This window comes from Franzmannia pantelleriensis, from assembly GCF_900102875.1.
GTDB lineage: Bacteria > Pseudomonadota > Gammaproteobacteria > Pseudomonadales > Halomonadaceae > Franzmannia > Franzmannia pantelleriensis.
Map to the genome: position 1 here is coordinate 152,993 of NZ_FNGH01000001.1, position 16,025 is coordinate 169,017.

The 16,025-nt window shown below is 62.7% G+C and carries 14 protein-coding genes; 4 read left to right on the forward strand and 10 right to left on the reverse strand.

From position 1 onward, the window contains the following. Positions 1 to 147: 147 nt before the first annotated feature. Entirely contained in the window at positions 148 to 1,077 is a 930-nt protein-coding gene (locus BLT16_RS00535; RefSeq protein ID WP_089656506.1) for a LysR family transcriptional regulator, read from the forward strand. 10 nt (positions 1,078 to 1,087) lie between these two features. Here the strand turns inward: BLT16_RS00535 and BLT16_RS00540 are convergent, their stop codons facing one another. From BLT16_RS00540 to BLT16_RS00555, 4 genes are read right to left on the reverse strand one after another with little or no spacing between them, the layout of a single operon-like run. After that, entirely contained in the window at positions 1,088 to 2,638 is a 1,551-nt protein-coding gene (locus BLT16_RS00540; protein WP_089656508.1) for an aldehyde dehydrogenase family protein, read from the reverse strand. Further along, positions 2,635 to 3,543 carry an NAD(P)-dependent oxidoreductase gene (locus BLT16_RS00545; protein ID WP_245701375.1) on the reverse strand — a complete coding sequence of 303 codons (909 nt, stop codon included), beginning with the start codon at positions 3,541 to 3,543 and terminating at the stop codon, positions 2,635 to 2,637. The genes BLT16_RS00540 and BLT16_RS00545 overlap by 4 nt, the downstream gene beginning before the upstream one ends. Before the next feature lie 13 nt (positions 3,544 to 3,556). Continuing rightward, positions 3,557 to 4,735 (reverse strand): M20 aminoacylase family protein, encoded by a 1,179-nt coding sequence (locus BLT16_RS00550; RefSeq protein WP_218124383.1) that lies wholly within the window; start codon positions 4,733 to 4,735, stop codon positions 3,557 to 3,559. Between the two features lie 11 nt (positions 4,736 to 4,746). Continuing rightward, a complete protein-coding gene (locus BLT16_RS00555) occupies positions 4,747 to 6,039 on the reverse strand; it encodes a DUF3100 domain-containing protein (RefSeq protein ID WP_089656510.1) in 1,293 nt (430 codons plus the stop codon). Between the two features lie 516 nt (positions 6,040 to 6,555). Here BLT16_RS00555 and BLT16_RS00565 point away from each other — a divergent pair. Beyond that, the gene (locus BLT16_RS00565) at positions 6,556 to 8,259 is read left to right on the forward strand and encodes a putative bifunctional diguanylate cyclase/phosphodiesterase (protein ID WP_089656514.1); all 1,704 of its coding nucleotides are present in this window, start codon (positions 6,556 to 6,558) and stop codon (positions 8,257 to 8,259) included. Positions 8,260 to 8,296: 37 nt separating this feature from the next. On the opposite strand, the gene BLT16_RS00570 is transcribed toward BLT16_RS00565, so the two are convergent. Continuing rightward, on the reverse strand, positions 8,297 to 9,223 hold the full coding sequence (locus tag BLT16_RS00570; RefSeq protein ID WP_089656516.1) for a LysR substrate-binding domain-containing protein: 927 nt from the start codon (positions 9,221 to 9,223) through the stop codon (positions 8,297 to 8,299). A 124-nt stretch (positions 9,224 to 9,347) separates the two neighbouring features. Here BLT16_RS00570 and BLT16_RS00575 point away from each other — a divergent pair, with 124 nt between their 5' ends. Beyond that, the gene (locus tag BLT16_RS00575; protein WP_089656518.1) at positions 9,348 to 10,607 is read left to right on the forward strand and encodes a M24 family metallopeptidase; all 1,260 of its coding nucleotides are present in this window, start codon (positions 9,348 to 9,350) and stop codon (positions 10,605 to 10,607) included. Between the two features lie 37 nt (positions 10,608 to 10,644). Then, entirely contained in the window at positions 10,645 to 11,535 is an 891-nt protein-coding gene (locus BLT16_RS00580) for a glycine betaine ABC transporter substrate-binding protein (RefSeq protein WP_245701377.1), read from the forward strand. Between the two features lie 107 nt (positions 11,536 to 11,642). Here the strand turns inward: BLT16_RS00580 and BLT16_RS00585 are convergent, their stop codons facing one another. The 5 genes from BLT16_RS00585 to leuD all read right to left on the reverse strand — a co-directional run bounded on the left by BLT16_RS00585 (position 11,643) and on the right by leuD (position 16,022). Beyond that, positions 11,643 to 12,254 (reverse strand): cysteine hydrolase family protein, encoded by a 612-nt coding sequence (locus tag BLT16_RS00585; protein ID WP_089656522.1) that lies wholly within the window; start codon positions 12,252 to 12,254, stop codon positions 11,643 to 11,645. Further along, the gene (locus tag BLT16_RS00590) at positions 12,244 to 13,761 is read right to left on the reverse strand and encodes a tripartite tricarboxylate transporter permease (protein WP_089656524.1); all 1,518 of its coding nucleotides are present in this window, start codon (positions 13,759 to 13,761) and stop codon (positions 12,244 to 12,246) included. Before BLT16_RS00590 ends, BLT16_RS00585 begins: the two co-directional genes overlap by 11 nt. Positions 13,762 to 13,780: 19 nt before the next feature. Continuing rightward, the gene (locus tag BLT16_RS00595; RefSeq protein ID WP_176817122.1) at positions 13,781 to 14,230 is read right to left on the reverse strand and encodes a tripartite tricarboxylate transporter TctB family protein; all 450 of its coding nucleotides are present in this window, start codon (positions 14,228 to 14,230) and stop codon (positions 13,781 to 13,783) included. A 24-nt stretch (positions 14,231 to 14,254) separates the two neighbouring features. Next, positions 14,255 to 15,238 (reverse strand): Bug family tripartite tricarboxylate transporter substrate binding protein, encoded by a 984-nt coding sequence (locus BLT16_RS00600; protein WP_176817123.1) that lies wholly within the window; start codon positions 15,236 to 15,238, stop codon positions 14,255 to 14,257. A gap of 154 nt (positions 15,239 to 15,392) precedes the next feature. After that, positions 15,393 to 16,022 (reverse strand): 3-isopropylmalate dehydratase small subunit, encoded by a 630-nt coding sequence (gene leuD / locus BLT16_RS00605; protein ID WP_089656533.1) that lies wholly within the window; start codon positions 16,020 to 16,022, stop codon positions 15,393 to 15,395. Between the last annotated feature and the right edge of the window lie 3 nt (positions 16,023 to 16,025).

Genomic DNA, 16,025 nt, shown 5'->3' on the forward strand with positions numbered 1-16,025 from the left:
AGGGAGTGGCGCCGTTGGCAAAAGTAGGAGTGACTTCAGTCACGATGGGGTTGGGTTATTCTGGCAGCGCTGCGCACTGCAATCGCGACTGAAGTCGCTCCCACAAATTGCGAATAAATTCGCTACGACTTTTCATTAGAGCTATTTATGGAAATTCCACACCAGCGCTTGATCTATTTCCAGTTGACGGTGGAGACCGGTTCGATCCGGGCGGCGGCGTCGCGGCTGGATATCGCCGCGTCGGCGGTGAGCCGGCAGATCGGGCTGCTGGAGACGGCGCTGGATGCCAGCTTGCTGGAGCGGCGTCGCGATGGTGTGCGTCCCACGCCGGTGGGGGAGATGCTGCTCGATTACTGCCAGCGGCGCACGCTGCTCGATCGTGAGTTCAGCGATGCGCTGGATGCTTATCAGCGGCTGGAGACCGGGCAGATCACGCTGTGTATCGGCGAGGGGTTCGTGGGTGACGTGATCGATCATCCGCTGCGTGAGTTCACCGAGGCGCATCGCGGCGTGCGTCTCGAGGTGGATACCGGCAGCACCAAGGAGATCATCGAGTCGGTGGTCAACGATGAGGCGCATATTGGCCTGATGTACCACGAGCAGGTGCACCCGCATCTGCGCTTCTGGTGCTCGACGCGCCAGCCGCTGGTGCTGCTGATGTCGCCCTGCCATGCGTTGGCCGGCAACAGCGCGCCGCTCACCATCGAACAGCTGGCAGAGTACCCGATGGCGCTGTGGCACCCCGGCCACGGCGTGCGGGCGCTGGTCGATGCGGCGTTTCGGGAAGCGGGGCACCGGCCGGTCGTGGGGATTCAGACCGGGTCGCTAGAGGTGCTCAAGCACTCGGCCCGAGCCTCGCTGTGTGTGACGCTATTACCGCGTTTTGCCGCGGCCAGGGAGCTCGAGGAGGGCACCCTGGTGGCCCGCGACGTGGTCGGGCGACGTTTCAGCGAGGCCAACGCCCATATGGTGACCCGCATCGGCCGGCGTATGCCGCGGGCGGGGTTGCAGCTGCTGCGCCATCTGCAGCATTGGATGAGCGCCTTTCGCTGCGACGACCCGCCCGCCAAGCGCTGAGCGTAGCGCGCTAGTTGCTGCCGTAGCCCATGGCGGCGCTGGCCTTGGGGGCGGTTTCGACCCAGACGCTGCGCGTGGTGGTGTACTCGCGCAGGCCGTCGAGGCCGCTGGAGCGGCCGTAGCCGCTGTCGCCGAAGCCACCGAACGGCGACATCACGTTGATGCTCTTGTAGCCGTTGACCCATACCGTGCCGGCGCGCAGCTGATGGGCGACCCGCAGTGCCTTGCCGGTGTCCTGGCTCCACACTGCGCCGGCCAGGCCGAACGGGGTGCCGTTGGCAAGCTGGATAGCGTCCGCCTCATCCTCGAAGGTCATGACCACCAGTACCGGACCGAACACTTCTTCCTGGGCAATGGCCATGTCCGGGCGCACCTTGGTCAGCACGGTGGGGGCGAGGAAGTTGCCCTGAGCGGCGTCGTCGGGCAGCCCCTCGGGCCGAGTGCCGCCGGTCAGCAGTTCGGCGCCGTCGGCGATGGCGTCATCGATGAGCTGGCGCACGCGCTGATACTGGGCGGCATTCTGCAGCGGGCCCATGCGGGTCGCTTCTTCTCCCGGCAGGCCGACCTCGATCGAGGCGGCGGCACGGGCCAGCCGCTGGCAGACGCTCTCGGCGATGTCTTGCTGGAGCAGCAGCCGGGAGCCAGCCACGCAGCTCTGTCCGGCGGCCGCGAAGATGGCTGCCTGGGCGCCGGCCACGGCGTCGTCGAGCGCGGCGTCGTTGAACACGATATTGGCCGACTTGCCGCCCAGCTCGAGCACGCTGGGCACCAGCCGCCGTGCCCCCGCTTCGGCGATGAGCCGGCCGGTTTCGGGGGAGCCGACGAATACCAGTTTGGCGATCTCGGGGTGGGTGGTGAGGGTGCTGCCGGTGGTATGGCCGAGCCCGTTGACGATGTTGATAAGCCCTGCAGGCAGGCGGCCGCTGTGCTCCAGCAGCATGGCCAGTACCGCCGAGGTCAACGGGGTGAGCTCCGAGGGTTTGAGCACCGCGGCGTTGCCGGCGGCCAGCGCCGGGGCGAGCTGCCAGCCGCAGGTGAACATGGGGGCATTCCAGGGCGTGATCTGCCCGACCACGCCGTAGGGCACGCGCTGCACGTAGTTGAGGTGGGAGCTGGGCACGTCGATCACTTCGCCGTGCTGCTTGTCGCACCAGCCGGCGTAGTACTCGAACATTTCCCGGACCTTGTCGACTTCGCCGCGGCAATCACGAACCGGCTTGCCGGCGATCAGGCTCTCGAGCCTGGCCAGTGGTTCTTCGTGGCCCTCGAGGCCGCGCGAGGCGGCCTGCAGGCGCCGGCCGCGTTCGCTGGCGCTAAGCGCCATCCACTGATGTTGGGCGCGGATGCCGGCCTCGACGGCCTGTTGCACGACCGTTGCGCCAGCATCGCGGTAGTCCAGCAGCGGCTGGTTGGTGACCGGATCCTGCAGGGTGATGGTCTCGCCGTCGCCGGCGAGGAACTGGCCGTCTACCCAGTTGGCACTGGGCCGCTGCGGGTCGAGTCCGTAGGCGTCGAGCAGCAGGCCCAGGCGGTCGCGGGCCTGTTGATTCAGGGCGTTCATGTGCGGTCCTCCTTGGGCTGGTCGGCGGCGTATTGCCTGGCGGCTTCCAGCAGGTGCACGGTGATGCGGTTGAAGTCGTCGTCATCCTCCAGCGCTAGACGTTCGTCGTGCCAGGCATCGCGCACGCGTTCGAGTAGGCCGTCATCGAGGCTTAGCTGTTGCGCGGTCTGGTGGGCAAGGCGCAGGTCCTTGCGCATCAGGCCCAGGCTGAAGCCGGAATCGAAACGCTCGTCGAGAATCCAGCGCGGGAAGTTGACCTCACTGACGGCGCTGCGGCCCGAGCCGCTGTTCAGGCCAGCCAGGCAGGCGGCCGGGTCGACGCCAGCGCGCTGGGCCATGGCCACGGCTTCGGCAGTGGTGAGCAGGTGGGCGGCACACAGGTAGTTGTTGGCCAGCTTGACCACGTGGCCGCTGCCGGCCTCGCCGACGTGGGTGATGTTCTTGGTCATCGCGTCGAGCAGGGGGCGGGCGCGCTCGAGGGTGGTGGCTTGGCCTCCCACCAGCATGCCGAGCTGCCCGCTATGGGCGCCGCTGGGACCGCCGCTGACCGGGGCGTCGAGCCACTCGAGGCCGGCGGCGATGACCTTGGCGGCGAGCTGTCGCGATTCGACCGGGTCGCTGGTGGAGGTGTCGACGATCAGGCTGCCGCGGGGGGCCTTGGCCAACAAGCCCGGCGCCTTTTCGAGCACCGCGCTGACGTGGGCCGAGGTAGGCAGCGACAGCAGGTAGACGTCGCTCGGCGCGAGGGCGTCTGGCGCGGCGGTGTCGATGCCTTCGGCGGAGAGGCGCTCTCGCGCTGCGCTGTCGATATCGCTGCCTTGGACCTGGAAGCCGGCCTTGTGCAAGGTCAGGGCCATGCCGCGGCCCATATTGCCGAGGCCGATGACGGTAACGGACGTGATCAAGGTGACCTCCTGGTCAGGGGGTGTCGGAGTGTTGGGCCAGCAGCGTCCGGACGAGCCGGGTCCAGTACGCCACGCCGATCGGAGATAGCGCGTCGTTGAAGTCGTAATGGGGATTGTGCAAGGCGGCGCTGTCTTCGCCGTTGCCCAGCCAGATATAGGCGCCGGGACGTTCGCGGAGCATGAAGGCGAAGTCCTCCGAGGCCATGCTGGGCGGCAGATCGCGGTGGACGTGCTGAATCTGCGGCATGCCTTCGAGCACCTCGGCGCAGCGCTGGGCGTGTTGCGGGGTGTTGAAGGTCGCCGGGTAGCGCGGCTGGTAGTCGAGGCTGGCCTGCATGTCGTGGAACTGCGCCATGCTATCCACCGCCTGCTGGAAGCGCTCGGCCAGGTGTTCGCGCAGGGGTTCGTCGAAGCAGCGCAGGGTGCCGCGCAGTTCCAGGGTGTCGGGGATGACGTTGAAGGCATCACCGGCATGGATCTGGGTAACGCTGAGCACCGCTGTCTTGTGGGCCGGCGTCTCGCGGCTGATCAGTCCTTGCAGCTGGGTGACCAGCTGCGAGGCGGCAAGGATCACGTCGCTGCCAAGGTGTGGCATGGCGGCGTGGCAGCCATCGCCCTTGAGGGTCAGGGTGAAGACGTCGAAGGCGGCCATGACCGCGGTGTCGTGCACCGCGGCTTCGCCGACGGGAAGGCCTGGCCAGTTGTGGACGCCGTACACGGCGTCCATGGGAAAACGCTCGAACAGTCCTTCCTCGACCATGACGCGTCCGCCGCCTTCGCTCTCCTCGGCGGGTTGGAAGATGAAGTGGACGCGGCCGGCAAACTCGGGCGCGCGAGCCAGTTGGCAGGCGGCGCCCAGCAGCATGGTGGTGTGGCCGTCGTGGCCACACGCATGCATTTTCCCCGGCGTCTGGGAGGCGTAGGCGAGGCCGGTGGCCTCGGGCACATCCAGGGCGTCGATATCGGCGCGCAGGCCGATGCTGGGGCCTTCACCGAGGCGACCGTCGAGGCTGGCAACGATGCCGGTGCCGCCGCCGAGGCCGGTGACGATGTCGAGCCCGGCCTCACGCAGGATCTCGGCGATCCTGCGGCTGGTGCGGTGCTCCTCGAAGGCGGTTTCCGGATGCCGGTGGAAGTCGTGACGCCACTCGCGCAGCGTCTCGTCGTCGATGGTGATGTTGGGCATGTTCATGTTGGCCCCCTTCACAGCAGCAGGTTGGCGATCAGCGCCGACGAGATGAAGGTGCCGGTGAATACCAGCAGCGCCAGGATCACCAGCTTCCAGCCGGCCTGGCGGAACATCTGCAGCTCGCGGGTGGTCAGCGCCAGGCCGGCATAGGCCAGCACCGGGGTGACGATGGCGAGGAAGTTGACCGCGCTGAGCTGTTCGACCAGCCAGGCATTGCCTGGGGTCCAGGGCAGGGTGAACAGGATGCTGACCAGCGAGACCCAGGCGACGCCGGGCAGGTAAAAGGGCGCATAGCGCGTGACGGTCAGGCCGATCATGGTCATGGCGTAGAGGATCAGCATGCCGGGCAGCGCCTCGATCAGGCCGGCACCGTTGATGGTGTTGGCGACCCAGGCGACGGCACAGGCGGCGGCCATGACGATGGCGGTCTTGCCGAGGTTCTGCTCGGGGCGTGGCTCGGCGGGGATGTCGCTGTCGTCACTGGCCGTGACCTGGGCCCCGACCGGCTTGGCCTTGCGCTTGCCGCTGAGCAGGGAGTAGAGCTTCTCGGCGATGGGCAGCGCCACGAACAGCGTGAGGTAGAGCCCGGTGGCGTAGGTCATGAGGTTACTGGCGCCGGAGAAGGCGAGCAGTTCGTCGCGCATTTCCGGCAGGGTGCCGGCAATCGCGGCGGAGCAGGCGGCGACCATGCTGCCGCTACCCACGCCGCAGGCCATGGCCAGGGCGCGTGGGTCGAGGATATCGAGTGAGGTCAGGTAGCCTGCCATCAGGGCGAACCATAGGGTGCCGAACATGGTACCCACCACGTAGGTGCCCATGACGCCGATGCCTTCAGGCCCCTTGAGGCCATACTTGTCGGAGATGACGGCGATATTGGGTTCGCGGGCGATGGAGTAGGTGGCGCCGATCGACTCACGGCCCATCTTGAATACCAGCACCGCGACCGGCAGGGCGATCAGCATGGTGCCGAGGTTACCGAGTTCCTGGAGGATCAGCGCCGGGCCGGCATCGATGAGGTCTTGAATAGCAGGGCCGATGGTCGAGCCGAAGCGGGCAATGAACGGCATGATCGAGAGCAGGATGAGCGGGCCGGCGGCGTCGCTGATCCGCTTGGGGAACACTTTGCCAGCGGTGCGCGTGACATTGGGGTTGAGCAGCACCCCCAGAATAAAGGCGTAGAACAGCGGCAGCAGCAGCAGGGAGCCGGGCCCCATGGGAATCTGCTGGATACCGACGAATTCGGAGAGTAGTGATACGAGTATGACCAGCGCGTGCAGGCGCCAGTCGAGTAGCGTCGAGAGAGGCATGGGACGTCCTTCCTGGTCGGGTTGTGATTGTTGCTATGCCTGTGGTGTACGTCCCTGAGTATTGTGAAGCCCCCTGCACTAATGAAAGCTGAAGAGCGTTCTGATTTTTAGGGCGCGAGTTTGGCGTTCAGCCCCATTGGGCGTCGCGGATGCGTACGAAGAAGTGACGGTGGCTGGCTGTTCGGCACGTTCATGCGCACGCTGATACACCACGGGGTACCACACTTCGAGAATAACTACGCTTCCCGCAGTATCCGGCTGATCGCGAAAGACGTGAATCGGGACTTTTGCCGGCGGTGGTCGAGGCCGTTGGTCATCTACCCGTGATGCGCTTGGACGTGAGCACTGGGTCGTTGGTGACTGATAGCTACCTCTGTGTGGCTGGCAGAAAGCAGCAATGATGGCGCTTGGTGCAGGACTGACGCGATGACCTAGCGTTTAAGCACTGTTTTAGCAATGTGGGCAACTCCTTATGTACTATTGGAAAAAAGTGAATAGATAGGCTTGCGAGATCCTATGGACACATCGGTGCTGTCACGATTCACTCAATGCACGGCTTATCGCCGGTTCGAGGCCTTGCCGCCTCATGCCAGACAAGCATTGTTGCTCCTTGTGCTGGCGTTATTGCTGGCCTTGGGCACGCTGGTCGTCTACCTCACGGGGGGAACGCGCTATGCCTACCCGTACCTGATGCTGGTCCCGGTGCTCATGGCGGCGGCCTTCTTTGGGCTTTCAGGGGCGCTGGTCGCGGGGCTGGCAGCCGGGGGGCTGATGGCGGTGATGCCGCTGGATACCATCACGTATCAATCCCAGCCTACCTTCAACTGGGTACTTCGCATGGGGCTCTATCTGTTTATCGCTGGCGTGGCTGGAAGCGCCTTCAGCCTGCTCAAGCATGCCCATGCCGCCAGCGAGATCATCGCACGACGTGACCCGAGCAGCGGCCTGCCGAATCAAGTGGCGCTGGAGGAAGCGCTGTCGCGACGTCTCGCATACGCTGGCTCCCTTCGCCAGGGGGTTGGCTTAATTCTGATCCGCATCACGGATATTGCGGATGTGTTGGAGGCCCTTGGCCCAGAAGCGTCGGATACGTTGGTCAAGACCATTGCTGAGCGTATGCGTCACCAGGACCCGCTTATCGTCGATGTGTACCGTTTTAGTGGTGCCGAGATTTTTGTGCTGCTCGATGGCAGCGACCCTGAGCGATTTGAGCGCATCGCCAGCCGCCTCGTCGAGGCCGGAGAAGAAAATCTCATCGTCCAGGATGTGCCACTGCGGGTGCAGTTGGCACTGGGTAGCAGTTATCGATCGGCGTCGGAGCAGCTGACGCCGGAGGAACTCATCCGGCGGTCGCGCATTGCCTTGCTGGCAGCCGTTCAGAAGCATCGCTCCCACTGCCACTACAGCAAGGATATGGCGAGCCACACGCTGGACACTGTCAAGTTGATTGCGAAGGTGCGCCGAGGGCTCGAAGAGGGCCAATTTGAACTGCATTACCAGCCGAAGCTAAGACTCGCGGATGGTCAGATATGCGGCTGTGAGGGGTTGATCCGCTGGCGCAATGAGGACGGCGAACTGATTTCGCCGGCCAGCTTCATGCCCAAGGTCGAGAGCACGAGCCTCATAAACCCGGTTACCCGTTTCGTCGCCCAGTCAGCGTGCCGTTTTGCGACGCAGCATACAGGGGTCGTCAGTATCAACCTCTCGGTGCGTAACCTGCAAGACAGTGATCTGGTGGATGAGATCAAGGCGCTGGTGACGCGTAATGGAATTGAGCCTCAGCGCCTGGAAGTTGAGATCACCGAGAGTGCGTTGATGCACGACATGTTCATTGCAAAACAGGCGCTTGAGTCGCTGCGGCGATTTGGTGTCCGAGTCAGTATCGACGATTTTGGTACCGGTTTTTCTTCATTCGAGTATTTGCAGCACCTGCCCATTACGGGCCTCAAGATCGACCGAGCCTTCGTTAAGAATCTGGCGTCGAGTGAGCGAGCGCAGCGCTTGATGGCGTGCCTTATCGATGTGGGACACGCCCTGTCGCTGGAGGTAACGGCAGAGGGCGTCGAGACGCTAGAGCAGCATCGGATATTGTGTCGGCTAGGCTGTGATCAGGCCCAGGGGTTCCTGTATGCCAGGCCGCTGCACGTCGTGGACTATGCGCACTGGTGCGATGAGCACGTCGCGGCGTCCTGGCCGACGCTGAAGAGTGCGGGAACGTGAGGCGGCGTGTGAGCGCTCCCCGGCGAATGGCGAGGGCTTACGAGGTGTGTTGCTGAATCACCCAGCGCCGTAGCCAGTCGGCCAATTGTTGAGCCGCATGATTGGCCTGACTGTCATGTCGCAGCGCCAGCCAGTAATGGCACCCGGTGGTGACCTGGAAGGCGCCGAGTCGCTCCAGCGTACCATCCGTGAGACGTGCATCGATCTGGTGGCGCGTGCCGAGTGCCACGCCATGCCCCTGTTCTGCCGCATCGAGCAGCAGTGAATAGCTGTTGAATACACCCTCCGGGGCCAGATCGTGAGCCTCGATACCCAGCGCGCTGAACCAGCGTCCCCAGTTCACCCAATTAGGCTCGATACGCTCGAAGTCGAGCAATCGATGCTCGAGCAGTGCGTCAGCAGAGGCCAAGTGACGACCCTGCTGGTCGAGATAGTGAGGGGCGGCGACGGGGAAAAGGCACTCTTCGAACAGGGGCTCCAGTTGCCACCCCGGGCGGGGAGGGCTGTCGTAGAGCAGGGCGATATCGATGTCATCGGCGATAAGGTCACTACTGCGGTCGCTCGTCACCAGACGCAAGTGGAGCGCTTCATCACGAAAGTGGCGTCGGAAGGCGTTTACGGCTGGGCTTAACCACAGATGTGACATCGCGGTGTTGGCGGCCAGGCTCACGCCGAGCGGCTGCTGAGGCAAGGTAGCCTCCGCGACGGCATCCACCAGGTAGCTTAATGCCGCATTGACCCGTTCCTTGAGCAATTCTCCCGATGGCGTGAGCGTCACACCTCGCCCCTGGCGGCGGAACAGCGGCGTCTCCAAGTAGGCCTCAAGGTGCCGAACCTGTTGGCTGACGGCCGCTTGAGAGACGTGGAGTTCTTGGGCTGCCCGCGAGAAATTTTGCTGGCGGGCCGCTGCCTCGAAAACCATCAAAGCATGTAGCGGCGGTAGTCGGTGGCGAAAGCTTTTCATAAGTTTTTCTAACTGATTTTGATAACAAGATGGGGCATACACTCACCATTACAGCGGATGTAGAGTTGGTGTCTCGATTATAGCAAGCTCAGCTTATCAGTAGCGACGACCAGAAAGAGGTGTCATGGCCAACTTCGACTGGCATGCCGAACGCAGCAATCGCCACCCCCTCGACCTTGTCGGCACAAGCGAGATGGATGGTGACATCGATCTGGTGGCCGTACGTGGCTATCGCCTTGGGCGGGTGCGCGCAATGATGCGGCGGCTGGATATCGGCGCTTTGATCCTCTCGGACCCCGTCAATATCCGCTATGCCACCGGCGCCAGGAACATGCAGGTGTTCAGTGCCCGTAACACCCCCGCGCGTTACTGTCTGGTGACGGACCATCGCGTCATCCTCTTCGAATTCACCGGATGTGAGCATCTCGCCGACGGGTTGGAGACCATCGACGAGATACGCCCAGCGATGACAGCCAGTTTCGTTGCCGCCGGGCCGGATATCGCACAACGCGAAAAGGCCTGGGCCAGGGAAATGAAAGCACTGATCGATGCCGAGGCCGGGCCCGATGTGCGTGTCGGCATGGAGCGAATGAACGCCGGCAGTGCCGTTGCGTTGGCCCAACTCGGCGTTGGCCTGGTCGATGCGCAATGGCCCGTGGAGCTGGCGCGCTGCATCAAGTCGCCGGAAGAGGTGAAGTGTGCCATCGCCTCGCTGCGTGCCACCGAAGCGGGCGTGGCCGCCCTGCGTGACGCCATACGACCCGGTATCACCGAGAACGCGCTATGGTCGGTACTGCACCAAGCGATCATCGAGCGCAATGGCGACTACTGTGAAACGCGCTTGCTCAACTCCGGCCAGCGTACCAATCCTTGGTTCCAGGAAACCGGCCAGAAGCCGCTACAGCCCAATGAGCTGGTCGCCTTGGATACCGATGTCGTCGGCTGCCACGGCTACTATTCGGACTTCTCACGCACCTTCCATGTCGGTCCAGACCGACCCAGTGCAGAGCAGCGCGAGCTCTATCGGCTCGCAAATGAACAAGTCCAGCACAATATCGACATCATCAAGCCCGGGATGGGCTTTCGCGACTATGCCGAACGCGCCTGGAACATCCCGTCCCGTTTCCACGCCAACCGCTACTATCTCTCGGCACATGGCGTCGGCATGAGCGGCGAATACCCATATCTCTACCACATCCATGACTTTCCCGATGCCGGCTATGACGGTGAGATACAGCCGGGCATGACGCTCTGCGTGGAGAGCTACATCGGGGCTGAGGGTGGCCGCGAGGGCGTCAAGCTCGAAGAGCAGCTACTGGTCACCGACACCGGTACCCAGGTGCTGTCACGCTTTCCACTGGAGGACTCTCTGCTGGCCTCGTAATCCCACACCTCACGCTTACAACACCGAAGGAGGCACTATGACAACGACTCGATACTTTCCCCTGATGACCGCAGCTGGCTTGATGTTGGCCGGAAGCGCACTCAGCACTGCCCAAGCCCAGCCGCGCGACATTACCATCGGCATGAACAACTGGGCCGAGAACGTAGCCGTCGCCAACATGTGGAAGCTGGTGCTCGAGGAAGAGCACGGCTATGAAGTGGGTCTGACGGAAGCCGGCAAGAGTGTGATCTATAGCGGTTTGGCAAATGAGGATTTCGATATCTCACTGGAAATCTGGCTGCCAGTGACCGATGCCAGCTTTCTGGAGCCCTATGAAGATCACATCGATGTACACGACGGCTGGTACGAGGGCACTGGCCTCGGCCTGGTCGTGCCTGACTATGCGGAAATCGACAGCATTGCGGAACTCGTCGACCAGGCCGACAGTTTTCATTACCAGGGCCGGCCGGCCATTCTGGGCATCGACTCCGGTTCTGCCATCGCCGGTCTGACCGACGACGCTATCGATGCCTACGATCTGCCACAGACGCAGGTCAACAGCTCTGACCCGGCCATGATGGCGGCCTTGGATGATGCCATTTCACGTGATGAAAACATCGTCGTGACACTGTGGAGCCCGCACTGGGCCTTCGCGGAGTACGATCTCAAGTATCTGGAGGATCCTGAGAACATCTTCGGCGACAGCGAGACCATCTACTGGTTTTCGCGCAAGGACTTTGCCAGCGAGGATCCCTGGCTTAGTGCCGTGCTCGATGCCTGGAAGATGGACGATGACAGCCTCGGCAGCCTGATGGCCGAGATCGAGCGGCGCGATGACCCTGTCGCCGGTGCCCGCCACTGGATCGACGAGAACCGCGACCTGATAGACGCTTGGATCGAGGCTGGTGATGCCGCCATCGAAGGCTGAACGCCAAGTACCGGTGCGCTAACACTAACGGGCCATGACGCGCCGCCTCACCATAAGTGAGGCGGCGCTGTCGATTGCGGGCAATCATCTAGCCAAAGCTGACAGCACTACTCAAGTTGCGCCATAACCGATGCGCAGTCGGTAACGGTGGCGATGCTGGCCATATCTGCGATCGCGGTATCATGGGTCGCGCGCTTGAATGCCGCACAGCCGTCTTCCAGCACGAGCGTGTGATAGTCGCGCATATGGGCGTCACGCACGGTGCTGGCTACCCCGCCGTTGGTGACGATGCCGCAAACGATCACGCTGGTGATGCCGGCTTTCTTGAGCACCCAGTCGAGCTGGGTGTTGAAGAAGCCTGAGTAGGCGACTTTGTCGACGGCGACGTCGATGTGGGAGGCAATTACCTCGACGTTGGCTTGGCCGTGGCTGCCGGGGGCGAAGTCGCCGCGGACGAGAAACGGCCGCAGCATTTTCAGGTGCGGCGAGATCATCGGCTCGCCTTGCGCATCTGGCCAAAGGGTAAAGCGGGTGGCGGCGACCATGCCGCCGGCCTGCTTGAGGCGCTGAGCCAGAGGTGCGATTCGCTCGGGTAGGGCGATGGCCTCTGAATTGCTGGCGCCGCCGCGCGCATAGGCGCCGTCGGGGTGCAGGAAGTCATTCTGCAGGTCGACGATGATCAGGCCGGTATGGTGAGGATCGAGTGGCTCAGGAGGCATGGGATTCCTTGGCTGTTCTAAGGGCGCGCAGCCGGCGACGCACGCTGCTGGCGATGATGAAGCACACCGCAAGCCCGGTAATAATGAGGATGGTGAGGCTGATAGGCCGGTCGATGAAGGTATCGAGGCTGCCACGTGAGAGCAGCAGGGCCCTGCGGAAGTGCTCTTCCATCAATGGGCCGAGGATAAACCCAAGCAGTAGCGGTGCCGGGTCGAAGCGCAGCATGTTCAGTACGTAGCCAAGTATGCCGATACCGATCACGGTATAGATGTCGAAGATACTGTTGCTGACGCTGAAAACACCCACGCTTATGAAGATCAGGATGGTGGGATAGAGCAGCCGGTAGGGGATCTTGAGCAGGCTGATCCATACGCCGATCATCGGGATGTTGAACAACACCAGCAGAATATTGCCGATGATGAAGCTGACGATCAGGCCCCAGAACAGTTCGGGTTGTGAGGTGATCAGCTGCGGGCCGGGCGTGATGCCGTGGATGATCAGGGCGCCGAGGATCAGTGCCATGGTGATGTCGCCTGGGATGCCGAGGGTCAACGTCGGTACGAAGGCGGTTTGTGCTGAGGCGTTGTTGGCGGCCTCTGGGGCAGCCACCCCTTCGATGGCGCCTTTACCGAAACGCTGCGGATTCTTGGCGAGCTTTTTTTCGGTGGCGTAAGCCATGAACGAGGAAATCGAGGCCCCTGTGCCGGGCAGGGTGCCGAAGAAACTACCAATCGCCGAGCCGCGCGCCATGGAGGGAAGCGACAGTCGCCAGTCATCGCGGTTGGGCAGCATCGAGCGCATGGTGAAACGCTCATTAAGCCTGCTGGTGTCGATGGTGTTGATATTGCGAATGATGTCGGCGACACCGAAGATGCCCATCGCCAGGGCGACCAGACTCAGCCCGCTGGAGAGTTCCGAGAAGCCAAAGGTGTAGCGGATGACCCCGGTATTGACGTCGGTGCCGATCATGCTGAGCAGTAGCCCCAGCACCACCATGGCCCCGCCCTTGAGCGGCGAGTCGGAGAAGGTGCAGGCGGCCACCAGGCCAAGCAGCATCAATGAAAAATATTCGGCCGAGCCGAACTTGAGGCCCAGCTTGGCGATATAGGGCGAGAAGAAGATCAGGATGATCAGGCCGGTGATGGCGCCGGCAAACGAGGCGATGGTGGTGATGAACAGCGCTACGCCGGCGCGCCCATTGCGTGCCATGGGGTTGCCGTCGATGCAGGCCACCGCGGAAGAGGCGGTGCCAGGAAGACGTAGCAGAATGGCGGCAGTGGAGCCACCATACTGGGCACCGTAATAGACGCCGGCGAGCATCACGATGGCCACTTCCGGGCCGATGTAATAGGTGATCGGCAGTAGCAGCGAGATGGCTGCCAACGGGCCAATGCCCGGCAGCACACCGATAAACGTGCCCAGCAGCACGCCGATGAAGCAGTACCACAGCATCGTCGGCGTGAGCGCCGCCTGCAGGCCGATGCCCAGGTTAGCGATTACGTCCACAAACGACTCTCCTTCCGGACTAGCCCCACCATAGCGGCATATTCATGCCGAGCCCGGCGATGAAGATCAATGACGAAAGCGTAGCGACGACCAGCGCTAGTGTGATGCGCCCCGGCCAGGTGATTTCCCGATCGGCCCAGGATGAGACCAGCACGCCGACAAAGGCGGCCGGGGCCAGGCCAGCGGGTCGCAGCAGCAGCGCGAATAGCGCCATGCTGGCCGCCACGACCAGCACCTGGCCAAGCTGCAGATCTATTGCGCTGCTGGGTTTCAACTGCGAGGTGACAGCAAGGATGCCGCCCATCGCACACAGCACTATCGACAGCACCTGTGGCAAGAACCCAGGCCCCATCCGCGCGAGGCTGCCGAAGGCGTACTGCTGCCCGTGGTAATAGGCATAGGCGCCTATGCCAATGAGCAACAGCCCACCAAACAGCTCGTGATTGACCTTCAGTGTCAGCTTACTCATGGACATGATGACTGAGTGCCGTGATCACTGTTTCTCGATATCGCCAGCTTCGGCGATGGCTTTCCAGCGCTCGACGTCGTCGACGATGAACGCTGCAAAGGCTTCGGCACTGATGTCGATGGGCTCGGCGCCTTCGCGCTCCAGCAGGTCGGCACCGGATTCGCCATGCATGATCTCGGTGACATCGGCGTTGAGCCGCTCGACGATGGCAGGATCCATGCCAGCGGGGCCGAGCAGACCGAACCAACCGTAGGTGGTTGGGTAGTCGCTCAAGGTCTCGTTGATCGAGGGGATGTCGTCGAGGTTCGGCATGCGCTCCGGCGATGTGACGGCAATCGCATTGGCATCGCCTGATTCCACCAGCGGCATGGCGGCCGCGAAGGGCGCGAACATCACGTCGACGTGGCTACCGATCAGGTCGGCGATGGCCGGCGCGGTACCGTTATAGGGGATTTCGTAGCCGACCACCTCGGATTCCTGAATGAACTTGAGGGTCTCCATATGCAGTGAAGAGCCCAGTCCACCGACACCGAACGTGATGCCGTCGGGCTGCTCGGCGGCGTAGTCGAGCATGTCTTGCAGGCTGTCGAACTCAAGGTCTGGACGAGACAGCAGGATGCTGGAGACTTCGCCAAGCAGCGAGATCGGCGAGAAGTCCTCGACAGGGTCATAGGGCAGCTCGTGGAACAGCGACTCATTGAGTGTGTGGCTGGTATAGGCCACTAGCAGGGTGTAGCCGTCAGGATCCGCATTGGCGACGGCCTCGGTGGCAATGCTGGCGCCGGCGCCGGGGCGGTTGTCGACCACGGTTGGCACGTCGTACTTCTGTGCCAGGCCCTCGGCGACTTCGCGCGCCATGGCATCGGTAGTGCCGCCGGCGGAGGCACCAACGATCAGGTTGATCGGCTGGCTAGGGTAATTATCGGCGACGGCTTGGGTGCCGAGCAGCAGGCTACAAGGGGCCGCTGCGGCGAGCACGAGCAGAGCGCGGGGGGTAGTCAAGCGCATGTGGGACTCCATCTTGTTGGTGTAATAAAGCCGTTGGCGGGGTAGGCAGTTGTATTGAATGAGCCATCGCCATAGTGATATCCACTTTATGTAAAGTGTTATTGTAATGTCAATAGGACATGAAGCGGCATGTGGTGTTACGACGATGTACCTTTTACCGGCAGTGACGACCTGTTGCGGGTACCACCCACGGTCGATCGGCTAGGTAACGATCGGCAAAGTCGTTGATCTGCGTGTCCCATGCCAGCGTGGCCTGGATGTCATCGATACCTTTGAGCAGCCGCTCGCGGCTGCCATCGTCGATCTCGAAGGCCAGGCAATGGTCGTTTTCCCAGCGTATTTCACAGGCTTCAAGGTCAACCGTCAGCGGCGCCTGCGGCTGAGCCTGGCAGTAAGCGACGAGCTCGTCGAACGGGGCCTGATCGAGCATGATCGGCAGCAAGCCGTTGCGGATGGCGTTGTTGCGAAAGATATCGGCAATCTTCGTCGAGATGATGACCTGGATGCCGTGATCGACGAAGGCGTAGACAGCGCCTTCACGGGAGGAGCCGCAGCCGATGTTGTGGCCAGCGAGTACGATCTTGGCGCCACTGTCGGCCTCGGTGATGGGTGAATCGCAACGCGGCCGGCCTTGCATATCGTAGCGGGCATCGTATAGCAGGTAGTGGTGGTAGCCATCGCTGCGCGGTTTGCGCAGGAAGCGTGCCGGGATGATCTGGTCGGTGTCGATGTTGGCGTCAAGCAGCAGCAGGGCTGGGCTTGCGACCTGGGTGACGGGCTTCATGCG

Excerpts from the sequence above, each read along its gene's own strand:
- BLT16_RS00535 (WP_089656506.1), top strand. The coding sequence starts at position 148 with ATGGAAATTCCACACCAGCGCTTGATCTATTTCCAGTTGACGGTGGAG.
- BLT16_RS00540 (WP_089656508.1), bottom strand. The coding sequence starts at position 2,638 with ATGAACGCCCTGAATCAACAGGCCCGCGACCGCCTGGGCCTGCTGCTC.
- BLT16_RS00550 (WP_218124383.1), bottom strand. The coding sequence starts at position 4,735 with ATGAACATGCCCAACATCACCATCGACGACGAGACGCTGCGCGAGTGG.
- BLT16_RS00555 (WP_089656510.1), bottom strand. The coding sequence starts at position 6,039 with ATGCCTCTCTCGACGCTACTCGACTGGCGCCTGCACGCGCTGGTCATA.
- BLT16_RS00565 (WP_089656514.1), top strand. The coding sequence starts at position 6,556 with ATGGACACATCGGTGCTGTCACGATTCACTCAATGCACGGCTTATCGC.
- BLT16_RS00570 (WP_089656516.1), bottom strand. The coding sequence starts at position 9,223 with ATGAAAAGCTTTCGCCACCGACTACCGCCGCTACATGCTTTGATGGTT.
- BLT16_RS00575 (WP_089656518.1), top strand. The coding sequence starts at position 9,348 with ATGGCCAACTTCGACTGGCATGCCGAACGCAGCAATCGCCACCCCCTC.
- BLT16_RS00580 (WP_245701377.1), top strand. The coding sequence starts at position 10,645 with ATGACAACGACTCGATACTTTCCCCTGATGACCGCAGCTGGCTTGATG.
- BLT16_RS00585 (WP_089656522.1), bottom strand. The coding sequence starts at position 12,254 with ATGCCTCCTGAGCCACTCGATCCTCACCATACCGGCCTGATCATCGTC.
- BLT16_RS00595 (WP_176817122.1), bottom strand. The coding sequence starts at position 14,230 with ATGAGTAAGCTGACACTGAAGGTCAATCACGAGCTGTTTGGTGGGCTG.
- BLT16_RS00600 (WP_176817123.1), bottom strand. The coding sequence starts at position 15,238 with ATGCGCTTGACTACCCCCCGCGCTCTGCTCGTGCTCGCCGCAGCGGCC.
- leuD (WP_089656533.1), bottom strand. The coding sequence starts at position 16,022 with ATGAAGCCCGTCACCCAGGTCGCAAGCCCAGCCCTGCTGCTGCTTGAC.